This is a genomic window from Pseudoalteromonas sp. A41-2 (assembly GCF_015767615.1).
In the GTDB taxonomy this organism is placed as follows: Bacteria; Pseudomonadota; Gammaproteobacteria; order Enterobacterales; family Alteromonadaceae; genus Pseudoalteromonas; species Pseudoalteromonas lipolytica.
Window position 1 is genome coordinate 2,704,547 of the sequence record NZ_CP065231.1, and the last position, 15,950, is coordinate 2,720,496.

At 42.5% G+C, this 15,950-nt stretch carries 13 protein-coding genes; 6 read left to right on the forward strand and 7 right to left on the reverse strand.

What is annotated here, in order from left to right:
* Positions 1-29: 29 nt before the first annotated feature.
* Positions 30-938, forward strand: coding sequence for a recombination-associated protein RdgC (gene rdgC, locus IT970_RS12210; protein ID WP_036966297.1), 909 nt, complete (start codon positions 30-32; stop codon positions 936-938).
* Positions 939-993: 55 nt separating this feature from the next.
* Here rdgC and IT970_RS12215 read toward each other — a convergent pair whose 3' ends face one another.
* Positions 994-1,836: an HDOD domain-containing protein gene (locus tag IT970_RS12215; protein WP_036966295.1), complete on the reverse strand. Its 843-nt coding sequence runs from the start codon at positions 1,834-1,836 to the stop codon at positions 994-996.
* Positions 1,837-2,105: 269 nt separating this feature from the next.
* Here IT970_RS12215 and IT970_RS12220 point away from each other — a divergent pair, with 269 nt between their 5' ends.
* Positions 2,106-3,809, forward strand: coding sequence for a dipeptidyl-peptidase 3 family protein (locus tag IT970_RS12220; RefSeq protein ID WP_065979727.1), 1,704 nt, complete (start codon positions 2,106-2,108; stop codon positions 3,807-3,809).
* A gap of 82 nt (positions 3,810-3,891) precedes the next feature.
* On the opposite strand, the gene IT970_RS12225 is transcribed toward IT970_RS12220, so the two are convergent.
* Both IT970_RS12225 and IT970_RS12230 read right to left on the reverse strand, forming a co-directional pair.
* On the reverse strand, positions 3,892-4,671 hold the full coding sequence (locus IT970_RS12225; protein ID WP_036966290.1) for a substrate-binding periplasmic protein: 780 nt from the start codon (positions 4,669-4,671) through the stop codon (positions 3,892-3,894).
* A gap of 32 nt (positions 4,672-4,703) precedes the next feature.
* Positions 4,704-5,108, reverse strand: coding sequence for an HIT domain-containing protein (locus IT970_RS12230; RefSeq protein ID WP_036966288.1), 405 nt, complete (start codon positions 5,106-5,108; stop codon positions 4,704-4,706).
* Between the two features lie 112 nt (positions 5,109-5,220).
* Here IT970_RS12230 and IT970_RS12235 point away from each other — a divergent pair, with 112 nt between their 5' ends.
* Both IT970_RS12235 and IT970_RS12240 read left to right on the forward strand, forming a co-directional pair.
* Positions 5,221-7,446 carry a S9 family peptidase gene (locus tag IT970_RS12235; protein ID WP_036966286.1) on the forward strand — a complete coding sequence of 742 codons (2,226 nt, stop codon included), beginning with the start codon at positions 5,221-5,223 and terminating at the stop codon, positions 7,444-7,446.
* Positions 7,447-7,596: 150 nt separating this feature from the next.
* Positions 7,597-9,234, forward strand: a complete 1,638-nt coding sequence (locus IT970_RS12240) for a methyl-accepting chemotaxis protein (protein ID WP_196857372.1) — start codon at positions 7,597-7,599, stop codon at positions 9,232-9,234.
* Positions 9,235-9,505: 271 nt separating this feature from the next.
* On the opposite strand, the gene IT970_RS12245 is transcribed toward IT970_RS12240, so the two are convergent.
* The 4 genes from IT970_RS12245 to IT970_RS12260 form a co-directional block, all read right to left on the reverse strand.
* Positions 9,506-11,029: a M17 family metallopeptidase gene (locus IT970_RS12245; RefSeq protein WP_075594055.1), complete on the reverse strand. Its 1,524-nt coding sequence runs from the start codon at positions 11,027-11,029 to the stop codon at positions 9,506-9,508.
* 95 nt (positions 11,030-11,124) lie between these two features.
* Positions 11,125-12,807: a carbon starvation CstA family protein gene (locus IT970_RS12250; RefSeq protein WP_036966280.1), complete on the reverse strand. Its 1,683-nt coding sequence runs from the start codon at positions 12,805-12,807 to the stop codon at positions 11,125-11,127.
* A gap of 108 nt (positions 12,808-12,915) precedes the next feature.
* Positions 12,916-13,968, reverse strand: a complete 1,053-nt coding sequence (dinB, locus tag IT970_RS12255; RefSeq protein WP_036966279.1) for a DNA polymerase IV — start codon at positions 13,966-13,968, stop codon at positions 12,916-12,918.
* A gap of 70 nt (positions 13,969-14,038) precedes the next feature.
* Complete coding sequence (locus tag IT970_RS12260) at positions 14,039-14,245, reverse strand: hypothetical protein (protein WP_065979723.1); 207 nt, start codon at positions 14,243-14,245, stop codon at positions 14,039-14,041.
* Positions 14,246-14,396: 151 nt separating this feature from the next.
* On the opposite strand from IT970_RS12260, the gene IT970_RS12265 reads away from it, so the two are divergent.
* Positions 14,397-14,825: an acyl-CoA thioesterase gene (locus IT970_RS12265; protein ID WP_036966275.1), complete on the forward strand. Its 429-nt coding sequence runs from the start codon at positions 14,397-14,399 to the stop codon at positions 14,823-14,825.
* Between the two features lie 12 nt (positions 14,826-14,837).
* Positions 14,838-15,890, forward strand: a complete 1,053-nt coding sequence (locus tag IT970_RS12270; protein ID WP_065979722.1) for an aldo/keto reductase — start codon at positions 14,838-14,840, stop codon at positions 15,888-15,890.
* The last annotated feature ends 60 nt before the right edge of the window (positions 15,891-15,950 follow it).

Genomic DNA, 15,950 nt, shown 5'->3' on the forward strand with positions numbered 1-15,950 from the left:
GCAAATTTAATGAAAGGATTAGCCTAAATATGTGGTTTAGTAACCTTATCTGTTACCGTTTTAAACAAGACGTATCATACAACCAAGAAGACTTCGATAAAGCCCTAGAACAAGACCTGTTTCGCTCATGTGGTGGTCAAGAGTTATCAACGTTTGGTTGGACCAAAGCCTTTGGTAAACATGGTCAAACCCTATCGCACTTTTCTCAAGATAGCATTTTAGTGTGCGCAAAACGTGAAGAAAAAGTATTACCCGCTGCGGTTATTAACGAACTGGTTGCTGAAAAAGTAGAGCAGATTGAAGCGGAAGAAAACCGCCCAGTTAAGAAAAAAGAAAAAGACGAACTAAAAGAAAATATTCTGCATACCCTACTTCCTCAAGCATTCAAAAAGTCGAGCTTACAGTTTGCATTTATTGACCAAAAGAATGGCTGGGTGGTTGTTAACAGTGGTAGTTTTAACAAAGCCGAAGAACTTCTTGCCTTGTTACGTAAATCGTTAGGGTCGTTACCTGTAGTGCCCGCATTTGCAAACTATGATCTGGATGTGTTTCTAACCGATTGGCTAACACAATTTAATGCGCCTGAGGGGTTCGCTATTGGCAACGATGCAGAACTTGAAGAAGCAGACGATAGTGGCGCACAGGTTAAACTTAAAGGCCATGATTTATCGTGTGATGAAGTGAAATCGCATCTAGAAAATGGCAAGCGCGTGACTAAGCTTGCACTTGATTGGCAAGAGCGAGTTAAGTTCATGCTGCAAAACGATGGGTCAATAAAACGACTAAGCTACTCAGAAACACTTAAAGAAGAAAACGCCGATATCCCTAAAGAAGATATGGCCGTAAAATTAGATGCAGACTTCATTTTAGCATCTGAAGAAATTAAGCAATTACTTGAAGAACTAACTCAAGGATTAGGAGATGCAAGCGATTTATAATCAGCTTGTTGACACTAAAAGCGCAGATTAGTCGTAATCTGCGCTTTTTAATGCGTTATTCAGTAAACACCGCTTTTACATCATTTAACATGTCGTGATATTCATCTGAATTAAACATATCAAGTGACGAAATAACACCTTTATCTAAATAGGTCTGTAATGCTGAAGACTTATCTGATACTTGCAGGATGCCCTCTAAGATCGCGCCTATGCGAATAAAGTCAACATAGCAAATATGCTCAGGACGATAGTTAGGGTTTGCCCAGCTCTCAGCAACTTCAACAAATTCATCAGTGAAGCCCCACGCTCGCATAATCGCTCCCCCTACTTTGCCTCCCAATTTTTGAATTGCATGCGCAAGAAAGCTGGGGTTCGCAAATACTTCGGGGTGTTTTTCGGCTTCCGTTAAAATGGGTAACACGCCAATGTTATACACTAAAGCCGCTAGCGTAATGGTGTCGCGATTTAATGACGTCTTCTTATTATCGCGTAGGAAAAAATCCATTAAGGTAATTGAGTGGCAAGCCACCTTCAGCGTTTTTTGCCACGCTTTGTCCATGTAGCCTTTAATCAACTCATTGTGCGATACAAACAGTTGCTCCATTGCCATGGCCGTTGCAATGTTTTTAATTTGCCGTAAACCTATCCGCGTTACAGCTTGGTGTAGGTTTGTCACCTTAACCGAGCGCCCCATAAAGGCACTGTTCGCCACCTTAATCATGCGGGCAGAAAGCGCGGGGTCGTGTGAAATCACATCGGCCATTTGCATCAAATTGACATTAGGATTGTCTGCAGCTTGTCTGACTTTTACAGCCACTTCAGGTAAAGTAGGCAACACTAGGGTGTCATTATTAATTCGGTCGACCAAAATGGTCAGTAGTGCATTTTCTGTTGACATATCTTTGCCATCCTCTTGAATTAGCTTGCTTTTATAAAACCAAACTAATGACTGACATTGTTAGATTAATTATTGTTTTAGTATTGTCTAAGTTAGCGCTAAAGTTAAGAAATTCACAGTAATAATCTACTTTTATATTTTAAGACACCGATTTAATTGCTTAAAATCACATACTGCGCAGTAAACTTGCCATTTATATGTTAGGTTTGCTTTAATGCTTACACATTTATTCTCAAAGCAACGACTCTCTCTTTTTAACGGGCAAAAAAATGACATTAAATAAAATTAGCCACGCACTTATCTTATCTGGTGCAGTTTTTCTAGGTGCATGTTCTGACCAACAAGCGACCCCTTCTCAAACAAAGCCTGCTGCAGAGCAAACGACTCAAAATACTGAAGAAAATAATCCGCAACTAATCAATGCAGACAGAAACCGCTTAGATATCTATACAGACTTTACATTAACCTCAGACTTGAGCCACTTAAGCGATAACCAAAAGCAAATGGTTGGCAAACTTATTGACGCATCAAAAATCATGGATGCATTATTTTGGCGTCAAGCATTTGGTGAAAACAAAGAAGCATTTTTGGCAAAAATTAATGACGAAAAAGTGCAAAAATTTGCAGATATCAACTACGGCCCATGGGACCGTTTAAACGGCGATCAGGTGTTCTTATCTGGCTATGAAGAAAAACCACTTGGCGCAGAGTTTTACCCAAGCGATATCACTAAAGAAGAATTAAACAACGCAACAGTTGAAGATAAAACAGGCCTTTATTCAGTTATTAAACGTGATGAAAATGGCAAACTATACAGCGTGGCTTACTCAGTAGAATACGCACAGGAACTAGAAAAAGCGGCAAACTTACTCCGTGAAGCAAGTAAACTCGCCGATGACAAAGAATTTGCAAACTACTTAAGCATGCGTGCTGATGCACTTGTTAGTGATAACTTCCAACCCTCTGACTTCGCATGGATGGACATGAAAAACAACCCAATTGATGTTGTTATTGGTCCAATCGAAACCTACGAAGATCAACTCTTTGGTTACCGTGCCGCTTACGAGTCTTACGTGTTAATTAAAGACCTTGCGTGGAGTGAGCGTTTAGCTAAGTTTGCAGCTTTCTTACCAGAGCTACAAAAAGGCTTACCCGTAGACGATAAGTACAAGCAAGAAGTACCGGGTTCAGACGCTGACCTTAATGCATATGATGTTGTTTACTATGCGGGCCACTCAAATGCCGGCAGCAAAACAATTGCTATTAACTTGCCTAATGATGAGCAAGTACAGCTTGAAAAAGGCACCCGCCGTTTACAGCTTAAAAACGCGATGCGCGCTAAATTCGACAAAATCTTAGTGCCAATTTCAGAACAATTAATTGTGCCTGAGCAGCGTAAACACATCACCTTTGATGCGTTTTTTGCAAACACCATGTTCCACGAAGTCGCACATGGCTTAGGAATTAAAAACACCATCACCAACAAAGGGACTGTGCGTCAATCACTGCAAGAGCATGCCAGCGCGCTTGAAGAAGGTAAAGCAGATATCCTTGGTCTTTACATGGTTGAGCAGTTACTTAAAAAAGGTGAAATCACTGACGGTACGCTAGAAGATTACTACATCACCTTTATGGCTGGTATATTCCGCTCAGTGCGTTTTGGTGCATCAAGTGCACATGGTAAAGCAAACATGATCCGTTTTAACTTTTTTGCCGAAGAAGGTGCATTTTCTAAAAATGCAGATGGCTTATACAGCGTAAATATGGAAAAAATGAGCTTAGCGATGGCAAAACTATCGCGCCTTATCTTAACGATTCAAGGTGACGGCGATTATCAAAAAGTCGACCAATTAATCGCGACTCATGGTGAAATTAAAGCCGAGCTTGCTAAAGATTTAGAAAAGCTAAGCCAAGCAAACATCCCTGTTGATGTGACCTTTAAACAAGGTAAAGAGGTATTAGGTTTAAACTAAACGCACTCTCATCTGAGTAATAACGAGTTTAAACAAAAACGCTGCTTTCGAGCAGCGTTTTTTTATGCTTAAACAACAGTCATTAATGCGCCACAAAGCTCAGCCCATATTTATTGTTTAGTTTTACGATTTCCCCATTTAGCAACATTTTTTGAAACTCAGCATTAAACTCATCAATAAATTGCGCTAAATCTCGCTGCTTAGTAAAACCAAAATAACCTTGATTAACCGTTAAAATAGGAGAAAGTATGATCACCTTATCGGCAATACCCAAACTTTCTATCACCGGCCTTGCTGCGCGGGGGTGAGTAAGAATTAAATCAACCCTGTCATACATTAATTGTAAAAAACTTGCCCGCACATTGGCGACTTCTGATAACAGTAAACTCGATTCATGGCGCTTAAATTCAACCCCATAATCCCAGCCACGAATAACCCCTATTGCATCTTTTTTTAAACTGGCGAAGTTTCCTCGCCAAGTAACTTCATTATTCGGTTTGGTATAAAAAACAATTGGATCTTCATAAAAGGGTAATGCACTAAAGAGCATGTATTGGTTACGCTGAAACGATTTATAAGGGCCAATAATGGCATCGGCATCACCTTGCTCAACCATTTTTAAAGCCCGTTTAAGCGGCATAATATCAATCACAATAGTATGCCCCAATCGCTTGCCTATTTCATAAACGATGTCAGCCCCGAGTCCTGTTGGAGAACCGTGCTGATCCTGTTCTAAAATGGCAGGAAAATGACTTCCTACAAAATAATAACTTTTTGCCACACTCTCAAAGGCACTCAAAGATAACATCGTCACAAAAAAACAACGTGTTATTATTGCCGCGCTAACGTGCCACTTTTTCATATTTGCTGGACTATATTTTCGATATTCACCGTTTAAAAATACGCTTTAAGCGAAGTAATCTGCTCATCAGAATACGGAACCGCCGGTAACTTACCCCACACAGGTGCAGGCCAAGCAGCATCTGTTTTAAAGCGTGCGATATGATGAATATGCAGTTGTGGCACCATATTTCCCAAAGCAGCCACATTGAGCTTGTCTGGATTAAAAACCTGCTGTAATAATTTACTTAGTTTGGCCGACTCGCGTAAAAGTGTCACTTGCTGCGCTTCACAAAGGTCGATAATTTCTTTTAAACCTGCTTCTCTCGGGACTAAAATAAACCACGGATATTGGCTGTCATTCATTAGCAATACTTTACACAGTGGCCAATCTGCTAATTCAATACAATCACGCTGTAATTCAGGTGCCAAGGAAAATGGCATATCAGCATTTTTCATCAATAAGTCCTTAAATCTAAGTTGTACCCCTGCTACTTTATAGCATTTAGTTGCAGTTGCCTAAGCTTACCATTAACATCGTGGCAGTTTTTATTCGAGCGAAGGTACCCCTGTGCTAAAAAAAATTAAATCTCTCTCACTTGCCTTACCAATAGTGGCAACAGCACTGAGTGTGAATGCTGAACCACTATCACTAGAGCGTATTTTTGACGATCCTAGTTTAGCAGGTAAAGCACCTGTACAACTTAAATTCTCACCCGATGGTAGCCGCGTTACCTACTTACAAGGTAAAACCGACGACTACAACCGTTATGACTTGTGGGAATACAATTTAAAAGATAACAAAAACCGCTTATTAGTTGACTCTGCGGCACTATTCTCAGGCCCAGAAAACCTATCAGATGAAGAAAAAGCACGACGTGAGCGTCAGCGTATCTTTGGTAAAGGGATTTTAGAGTATAAATGGTCAAAAGATGGTAAAGCACTGCTTTTCCCACTGAATGGCGACCTTTATTACTACGAACTTGCCTCAGCTAAAAGCCGCAAACTGACCGATACCGAAGCATTCGAAACCGATGCACGTTTTTCACCGAAAGGTCATTTTGTATCGTTTATTCGCGAGCAAAACCTTTACGCACTGAACTTAAAAACGGGTCAAGAAATCCAGTTAAGTAAAGACGGCGGTGGCGTTATTAAAAACGGCATGGCTGAATTCGTGGCTCAAGAAGAAATGGGCCGCATGACGGGCTACTGGTGGTCAGGTGATGAAACAAAAATTGCCTACACGCGTGTCGATGAAAGCCCTGTAAAAGAAGCGATTCGAAACGAAATTTACGCTGATGAAGTAAAGCTTTTCAACCAGCGTTACCCGTTCACGGGTACAGACAACGTTAAAATTAAACTCGGTGTTGTTAGCATTAACAACCAACAAACTGATTGGGTTGATTTAGGCGAAGACGAAGATATCTACATTGCTCGCGCCAACTGGTTAAAAGATAACAAAACGCTATCTTATCAATGGCAAGACCGCTCACAGCAAACGTTAGAGCTGCGTTTTTACAACAGTGAAACGAAAAAGCAAAAGGTCGCCCTAACAGAAAAAAGCGATACATGGATTAACTTACACTTTGATCTACAGTTCCTAAACGATAAAAAACACTTCGTGTGGGCCTCTGAACGTGACGGCTTTAAACACCTTTATTTGTACCGCACAAATGGCGAGATGATCCGCCAAATCACGCAAGGTGACTGGGTGGTTGATAGCTTAAAAGGAATCGATGAGAAAAAAGGCATTGTGTATTTTGCAGCGCGTAAAGACACCGCTCTTGAAAGCCATTTATACAGTGCACCGTTATTCAAAAAAGGGGATATTAAGCGCATAACAGAGCTTGGTGCTTATCATAATGTGGTTATCGCCAAAGATAATAAAACCTTTATCGACAACAGCTCATCGGTTAATAAACCAGGTTCAGCCGCACTTCGTAAAATTAACGGCGAGTTTATTACCTGGCTTGAAGAAAACAAACTCGATAAGTCGCATCCACTTACACCGTACTTAGACGATTTAATCACTCCTGAATACGGTACATTAACAGCTGAAGACGGCCAAATAATGCATTACCGTTTATTCAAGCCGACTAACTATCAAGATGGTAAAAAGCACCCTGTTATTGTAAACGTATACGGCGGCCCACATGCCCAACGAGTGACAAATAGCTGGCGCAGCAAAAACTTGTATTTCCAATACATGGCACAGCAAGGCTACGTTATTTTTCAACTCGATAACCGTGGTTCTTACAACCGTGGTAAAAAGTTTGAAGACGTTATCTATAAACACTTAGGGGTTGCTGAAGTCGCTGACCAAATTAAAGGGGTTGAGTTCTTACGCACTCTTGATTACGTTGATCCTGAGCGCATAGGTATTTACGGTCACAGTTACGGTGGCTATATGGCACTAATGACCATGTTTAAAGCCGGTGATTATTTCAAAGCGGGTGTATCGGGCGCGCCAGTAACCGACTGGGCACTTTACGACACACACTACACAGAACGCTACGTAGGCCACCCTGCAACAAATGCAAAAGGCTACGAAGCAAGTGCCGTTTTCCCTTATGCTGAAGGCTTAAAAGGACCGCTAATGATTTACCACGGCATGGCTGATGACAACGTGTTATTTACTCACGCCACGAAGTTATTTAAGCAACTGCAAGATCAAGAAAAGCAGTTTGAGATGATGACGTACCCAGGTTCTAAGCACAGTTTACGTGGTAAGAGTGTGCAAACACACTTGCACCAAACTATCACAAGCTTTTTCAACCGTCACTTTAACGTACAATAGTTGACTTTAAATTCGGTAACTTAGACTAAAGGCTGATTGTCCAATCAGCCTTTTTTTTGTCTCAATGTATTCCATCCACAACTAGATTTAATACCTGTTTTAACTACACTTAACATATTGCTTTTAGACAAGCATGACCAAGGAATACACATGAACTACTTACGCCGTTTTACAATCTTACAACGCCTTGCCATGTTGGTTAGTGTAGTGGTGGTTGGATTGATCTTTTTAAGTATCTCAAGCTTAATGAAGCAATATGATTCTTTAGAACAAGAACAATACACCAAAACTCAAAACCTAGTGGAGTCAGCTCACAGCATTATTGAACACAATTATGCTTTATTCCAACAAGGTAAACTCAGTGAACAGCAAGCAAAACAAGCTGCGCTGGATACTATCGCTGCACTTCGCTATGACAAAAGCAATTACTTTTGGATAAACGACTATCAACCTGCGATGGTTATGCACCCATTCAAACCAGAGCTTGAAGGTAAATCACTTGCCAACAATAAAGACCCCGACGGGGTACACCTGTTTGTTGACATGGTGAACGTGGTTAAACGACAAGGCGAAGGGTTTGTTCCATACAAATGGCCTAAGCCTGGAAAGGATCAACCCGTTGATAAAATTGCCTATGTTAAGGGTTTCACACCATGGCAATGGATTATTGGTTCGGGTGTCTACATTGACACCATTGAAGATGCATTTGCTTCACTACGAAATCACGTCATTATCACTGCGGTGGTTATTTTTGGTCTGTTAATTGCGCTCAGTTATTTAATTGCAAATAGTATATTACGACCAACTCAATTGGCTGCTGATATGATGAAAGACATTTCGCAAGGTGAAGGTGATTTAACCCAACAACTTGATGAAAACGGCAATGATGAGGTCTCTCGGCTATCGCGTTACTTCAACCTATACACTGCAAAAATGCGAGAGTCACTCAAGCAAGTCGCGCAAAATGCTCAACAGGTCAATCAGTACGCCCACAATGTGGATGATGCCACTAAAACCAATCATTCTTTTATTGAACTGCAAAACGACAGCTCAACACAAGTTGCCACCGCAATGGAAGAAATGACTCATCAAATTCATGATGTTAGCCAAAATGCAGATCAAGCTGAGCATGCCGCAAACGACGCGGCGCAAAATGCTTCAACCGGTAAACAGGTGCTCAACAAAACCATTACCGCTATTGAAACTCTGTCGCATAATATTGAGCAGGTTAGTAAGGTAACCACTGACCTTGCAGCAGAGAGTAACAATATAGGCTCTGTACTGGATGTTATTCGCAGCATAGCAGAGCAAACAAACTTACTTGCGCTTAATGCCGCGATTGAAGCGGCTCGCGCGGGAGAGCAAGGGCGCGGCTTTGCTGTCGTAGCCGATGAAGTGCGTACACTGGCTAGCCGTACCGGTAAAAGTACTGATGAAATTCAGGCCATGATCAGTAAGTTACAAGCAGGCGCTAAAGCTGCGGTTGATGCGGTATCTGCCAGTCAACAACTGTCGAGCGAAACCGTCTTACAAGCAGGTGAAGCAAGCAGCTCACTCAGTGAAATTGAGCGTTTGGTCACAATTATTAAAGATATGAATAGCCAAATAGCCCGCGCCACAGAACAACAAACGAGTGCAGCAGATGAAGTTAACTTACGTATCAATGAGTTGTCACAATCAACCGAACAGTCACTATCTAATACCCAAGGGCTATCAGATGCCAGTGAAAGCTTAAAGCAAAGCTCACAAGCACTGAGCGATGTGGTAAATCGCTTTAGACTTGATTAATACCATTCCGCTTAATTAAGTGGTCTATTTTGAGGCAATAAAACCGCGTTGATAACAAGGCAAAAATTTAGTTATTTAGTTGTGCTCGGCAATTGCTCCTGCATTGCTCTACCTCCTGCATCCATGCAGTCGTAAATCAGAAATTTTTAACGCAGGTAGCGACTGGTTTGATCACTCAAAATGATTAAGTATTTTTGCGGATTGGTATAAGCTAAATTTAACGAAAAAAAGCCCCGCTTCATTTTTGCGGGGCTTTTTTAATGCTTAAATATTACAAGCAATAACGTGCAAATAAACTGCTGACAGCTGCTGCGGTTGGCTTACCATGTTGCCAATCACCGCCTTCTACACCACTGCCCGCGATGTCCATATGAACATACGGTAATGGGTGTGCTGATTCAGTGCCATGCTTATCTAAACCACCTACAATCGCTAAGAATGCCATTGGGAACTGGTGGCCACGTGCAGTCACTGCTGAGGGTGCATTGTTACTCGAAAGTACATCATCGGCTAATGTACGAGGCTTAACAAAGTCGTAGTCTTCACGACGGCTGCGAGAGACCTCTGCGCCATCAGCCCATAAATCACCTAAATCAGCAATTTTACGTGAAACCTGCGCTTGACGAGCGGGTCCATTTTCAACATAAGCGCTGTAAGGACCCATCGCACGTGCTGCGTGACCTGTTAGCGTTGCAACAGTGAATAGCTCTGGATTTACTTCATTTAATGCGCGGTCTTTCATTTCACTGAGTAAATCACCCATTGCTAAACGCCCCTCTGCGTCGGTATTACCGATGCGTACACGAACGCCTTCACGGCACGTAATGATTTCGTCAGGCACGAAACAATCAGAACCAATTGAGTTTCGAACCACGGCTAAGTAAGCAATCACTTTGACACCTTTAGGTGCATAATCAGCCACTGACTTCATAAAACCAGCGACCGATGCTGCGCCACCTTTATCGCGGCTCATACCCGCCATAAAGCCACCCACTTTAAGGTCGGCACCACCAGTATCATAAACAAGCCCCTTACCAACGAACATTAACGTACGTTCAATGTCACCCTCAGGAACATATTCAAGCTTAACAACACGTGGATGATGACGCTCAACAGCGTATGATGCACGCGCTACAGTGCTCATCATTGGGTAATCTTTATCGATAGTGTCGATATCTGAAATCACATCAACAGACACTTTACTGCCCGCAAATAACTCAACACAATAATCGGCAAAACGTGGCGGTGCCATGCGCTCAGGCTCTGTACCGCATAAGTCACGCGCAGCATATTGGCCTGCGGCAATTGCATTCAATGCTTTAACCATGGCCTCATCAGCACCCACTAAGCTAATTTGACTGATTGGCTCAATCGCTTGGCCATGAAACTCACGCGCTTCAAGTGGCTGCCATAATGCTTGGCAAGCACCTAAAAAGGCAACTTCAAGTGCATGTTTGTAACGCGCATCGTGGTGTGCACTCGCAAGTAAAATAGCAGGCTTGGTGCTGCCCGAAGCTTTTGCTTCTAGCACGGCTAATTTAGCAGCATCAAAATAACGACGTACATCGTCATAATCGCGATTAAGCGGACCTGTAGGCGCTAAAATAACGCGCTTTGAGTCAATCACAAGTAATGTGACTTGCTTAGAGATACGTGCATCAACGGCTTGTTGAGCACTGATAGCGTGGCTTAAGCTTGCATCGGCTAAAGACGAAAAATTATCACCGATAATAATCAATGCATCGTGATCTGCATCAGCTAATTGAGAGGCGACAACTGCATGAGGGTATGCCATAAAAAAAGGTCCTGCTGTTAGAAACATAGGACCTTATTATCATTGATTTAACGCGCTATTGCCAGCCGTGCAAATGAGCGGCTGGCAAGCAAAGTTTACTGCTCTGACACAGATTGGTTGTCTTTGCGATGTTTCACAATGACAGACCATGCTTCTAGCATCACCAGCACACTGATCACCAGTACCAGTAAATCGAGCGTTACAAGTAACCAGTTGCCTTGTTGGTAATATTCACCTAGCTTAATCACACCGGCGAAGAATGCCATTACCAGTACAAAGCTCATCGGTATTAACGTGTACTTCGCTGGACGATTCGCTTTGATTAACATTACCGAAATAACCAGTAACGTTAAACTTGCAAGGATTTGGTTGGTAGAGCCAAACAGCGGCCAAATGATCATTCCGCCGCTGCCATCGGCACCACCCGCACCAAAGGCAAGTAGCAAGCAGCACAGTACAGCGACAAGCGTTGCGACAATCCCATTGCGAATAATACTGATATTATAAATATCACCCCACTCTTGAATAATGTAGCGTTGTAAACGAACGCCAGAGTCCATTGTCGTGCCTGCAAATAGCACCACCATTACCGCTAGTAAGGTCGACGCGACTTCTTGTGAAATACCCCAACCACTTTCGATTAAGTTTGCACCCCCATTGATAAAGGCACTCACGCTCCCCGCTCCTAAGTGGCTGTAAATTTCATGCCATTCTTCAGGTGATACAGCCAATGCGACACCACTTACCGCCACCAGCGTAATAAGTGCAAGCATGCCTTCACCCACAGCACCTAAATACCCAACAAAGCGACCGTCAGTTTCTTTGTTTAACTGTTTAGAGCTGGTACCCGATGACACGATTCCATGGAAACCCGATACCGCACCACAGGCTATGGTGACAAACAACAGCGGAATAATACTCGGCGTATCCACTGCCGTTTGTGTATTAAATGCAGGTGCGGTGATATCTGGCATTGAAATAAAGACCGCGCCATATAAAAGCACTAAACCAACCAGCAACTGCATACCATTAATAAAATCGCGAGGTTGTAATAACATCCACACAGGCAGTAAAGAAGCAATTGCAGCGTAGATGAACAAGATAATGATCCAGTTTGCGTTTGCACTTAAGCCAAACATCTCATCTGGCAACGCAATGGGCATACTACTGCCAAGATAAATGGTGTAATAAAGGATACCGACACCAATTAAACACAGAGGAATTAAAGAAACTTTACGGCGCAGTAACTGGCCTATAACAAGGGCCACAACAATGGCTGACCAAGCAGGAAAAACCGCATTTGGCTGGGATACAAAGGATTTAGCAATAACAACCCCAAACACCGCATTCACCATCAGTAGCACTAAAAATACCACAATCATAAATAATGCACGGGTACGCTTACCGATGACGCTTTCAGACAAAGCCCCCATCGACTTACCTTTGTTGCGAGCACTGGCCCAAAGAGCCCCCATATCATGGACGCCAGCAAAAAAGATTGTTCCAAATACGACCCATAACACGGCAGGCACCCAGCCCCAATAAACAGCAATAGCAGGACCGACTATCGGTGCCGCACCTGCTACAGACGTGAAATGGTGGCCCCACAACACGACCTTATTGGTGGGTACATAATCCACACCATCCTCAAGCTCATGAGCAGGTGTGACGAAGTTATCATCCATTTTAAAGATTTTTTCGGCGATGAATTTCGAATAAACAAACCATCCGAATAACATACCGACTATTCCGAGCAGCACGATCACGACCGATTGCATAGTCATCTCTCTTATGTAGTTATAATGTTGTCTAGAGGCCGTGAACACAAATGGTTCAACACCCCACACTGAACACTAACAAACTTTAAACAACCTAGGTGTTAACCTTTAGTCTAATATACTTAACTGAAAATGCTCGTGGGCTTCACTCTTTATTCCCACACCAATGCCCAAGAGTCTGACAGGTTTATTATTTCCGCGTTCATACGCTTTACTCATTAACTCTGTAAAAATGCTGTCATCTAACTGATGATGACTTTGGTCGGCACTGGTCACTGTGAAATTTGCGAACTTCACTTTAACTGATAATTTGTTGATTCTGTTACTCAGTTGCTGCCTTTCTAAACGGCGTACTAACTCTGTCATTAAACGGGGTAACTCAGATAAACACTCAGCTAAGCTATTTTTGTTGAATTCATAAGTGTGTTCCACACTCAGCGATTTACGTACGCGTTCCGTAGACACTTTACCTACGTATTCTCCTGCGCATTTTTGATAAAGCGAAACACCAAAGTTCCCCACGTGTTGCTGCATCCAATTAACCCCTTTTTCGCGAACATCAGCTCCCGTGTATAAGCCTTTAAGTTGCAATTTTTCAAGCGTCACCTTCCCTACACCTGGGATCTTGCCTAGCGGCAACTTGGCTAAAAAGCTATCCACTTGCTCAGGCAGTACCACGCACTGACCATTGGGTTTATTCTCATCACTGGCTATTTTGGCAATAAATTTAATCGGTGCGATACCCGCCGATGCAGTTAGGCCTGTTGTGGTAAAAATTTCTTGTCGAATTTGCTCAGCCATTAGAGTCGCACTGCCTCTGCATGCACTGCTTTGGGTAACATCTAAATAAGCTTCATCAAGCGATAAGGGTTCAATCAGGTCAGTGTATTTAGCGAAAATTTCACGGATTTGTTGAGAGACTTCTTTGTATACATGCATTCGTCCGGGCACAATGACTAAATCAGGACACAATTGTTTAGCATGGTAGTTAGACATAGCTGAACGAACGCCATATTGGCGCGCAATATAGTTGGCCGTAGAAAGCACACCACGGCGACTGTTCCCACCAATCGCAAGAGGTACACTGGCAAGTGCAGGATTGTCACGCATCTCTACTGCAGCAAAAAAGCAATCCATATCAATATGAATGAATTTTTTCATCAGGCATACAACAACTGTTCATTTATACAGTTATTATTATTTAATCTACCTGATAGTGCAAGCGAACATACTAAGAGGTTTGACGTGTTTGCTCGCGTGTTTTTTTGCGACTAAACAGCCGTGCTCCAAATAACCAAAAGGCGGCTTCGAGTAAAAGTCCCAAGAAAATTAGTACGATAAACCCAGACATTGTGCCCATACTGTAGCACAGTAGAGCCAGAGCCAGTAAGATGAATAATACTGCCCACTTTATCATTTTCGCTGTTAATTGCTGCATAACTAGGTCCTTCATGTGTGTTCGATTTACTCACACTTTACGTAAGCGTGAACTTATAAAGTTAGCACAATATACTTAGTTTTCTAATTTTCTTGAGCTAAAAGCAGCATGTTGCTAACCTAGCTTTTCTCACAATTAACCTGGATTTGCTATGCAATCGTTTATAGAACAACACCCTATCAGAACAAAAATTAATGTAGCGTGGGGTGAAATGGACGCCCTTCAGCATGTGAATAATGTGGTCTATTTTCGTTACTTTGAAACCGCTCGTATCGACTTTTTTACACAATTAGGCTTTCTTAAAGATTTACAAGCAACAGGCGTGGGTCCGGTGATCAGCGAAAACAATGCTCGCTATAAACGCCCCGTGACGTTTCCAGATTCCGTGCATGTTGGTGTAACCATAAGTGACATTGAAAAAGACCGCTTTATGATGCACTACACCGTATTCAGTGAGAGCCAAAAGGCAGTTACCACTGTTGGCTCATCACACGTTGTCATGTTTAACTTTACAACGGGTAAAAAAGCAGAGCTAAGCGATGAGCTTTTAGCTGCACTTAAAGCCCACTCTAACGATTAACAAGGAACTAATATGCTTTATAGCCCACTTGGCCGAAGTGGTATTGACGTCTCCCGTGTTTGCTTAGGAAGCATGACATGGGGTATGCAAAATAACCAAGCTGATGCCGATGAACAAATTGCCTATGCGTTAGATAAAGGCGTTAATTTTATCGACACGGCAGAAATGTATGCCGTACCGCCCTCGCCTGACACCTATGGTAAGACCGAAGAGATTATTGGTCATTGGCTTGCACGTAATAAAGATAAACGTGAAAACCTCGTTATTGCGACTAAAATTGCCGGTAATGGTTTACCTTGGGTTCGTGAAGGCGAAGATATCACTCGTCAAGCGGTGGTTAACGCCGTTGATGCCTCATTAAAACGATTACAAACCGATGTTATCGACTTATATCAGCTTCATTGGCCTAACCGCACCTCGCCGCATTTTGGTAAACAATGGCCCGGCATTGTGCGTTTTTCAGATGCCGACACCGAGCAAAATATTGCAGGTATGCTCGATATTCTTGAAGGCCTGAATGACTGTGTTAAAGCTGGTAAAATTAAACACTGTGGTCTTTCTGATGATAGTCCATGGGGTATTAGCCAATACTTGCGTTTAAGTGAGCAACATAATTTGCCGCGCATGGTGTCTATTCAAAACGAATTTAGTCTACTGCATGCCAAAGACTGGCCTTACTTAATCGAGCAATGTATTCACGAAGATATTGCGTATTTACCTTGGTCACCGCTCGGTGGTGGTATGTTAAGTGGTAAATACCTTAATGGTGCGCGCCCTGAAGGTAGCCGCTGGACACTGGTACAACGCAATGGCCTATTTAGAGACACGCCTCAGTCGCAACAAGCTATCGCAGAGTATGTAGAGATAGCGAATGCCTTTAATCTAACCCCTTCACAACTTGCGCTTGCATGGTGTGATCAGGTCGATGGTGTCAGTTCAACCATCATCGGTGCCACGTCAATGTCGCAGTTAAAAGAAAATATTGATGCTTTCTCAGTGACGCTCACCGATGAGGCACTTGAAAAAATAGCACAGGTATTTAATCGCTACCCAATGCCATTTTAATGCTGTAAAGCCTATCGTTTGATAGGCTTTAATCCCGCCAAAACCAATACTATATAACCA

Bases quoted from the DNA above. Each gene is read 5' to 3' on its own strand.
- IT970_RS12240 (WP_196857372.1), top strand. From the start codon at position 7,597: ATGAACTACTTACGCCGTTTTACAATCTTACAACGCCTTGCCATGTTG.
- dinB (WP_036966279.1), bottom strand. From the start codon at position 13,968: ATGAAAAAATTCATTCATATTGATATGGATTGCTTTTTTGCTGCAGTA.
- rdgC (WP_036966297.1), top strand. From the start codon at position 30: ATGTGGTTTAGTAACCTTATCTGTTACCGTTTTAAACAAGACGTATCA.
- IT970_RS12265 (WP_036966275.1), top strand. From the start codon at position 14,397: ATGCAATCGTTTATAGAACAACACCCTATCAGAACAAAAATTAATGTA.
- IT970_RS12225 (WP_036966290.1), bottom strand. From the start codon at position 4,671: ATGAAAAAGTGGCACGTTAGCGCGGCAATAATAACACGTTGTTTTTTT.
- IT970_RS12245 (WP_075594055.1), bottom strand. From the start codon at position 11,029: ATGGCATACCCTCATGCAGTTGTCGCCTCTCAATTAGCTGATGCAGAT.
- IT970_RS12220 (WP_065979727.1), top strand. From the start codon at position 2,106: ATGACATTAAATAAAATTAGCCACGCACTTATCTTATCTGGTGCAGTT.
- IT970_RS12230 (WP_036966288.1), bottom strand. From the start codon at position 5,108: ATGAAAAATGCTGATATGCCATTTTCCTTGGCACCTGAATTACAGCGT.
- IT970_RS12270 (WP_065979722.1), top strand. From the start codon at position 14,838: ATGCTTTATAGCCCACTTGGCCGAAGTGGTATTGACGTCTCCCGTGTT.
- IT970_RS12215 (WP_036966295.1), bottom strand. From the start codon at position 1,836: ATGTCAACAGAAAATGCACTACTGACCATTTTGGTCGACCGAATTAAT.
- IT970_RS12250 (WP_036966280.1), bottom strand. From the start codon at position 12,807: ATGCAATCGGTCGTGATCGTGCTGCTCGGAATAGTCGGTATGTTATTC.
- IT970_RS12260 (WP_065979723.1), bottom strand. From the start codon at position 14,245: ATGCAGCAATTAACAGCGAAAATGATAAAGTGGGCAGTATTATTCATC.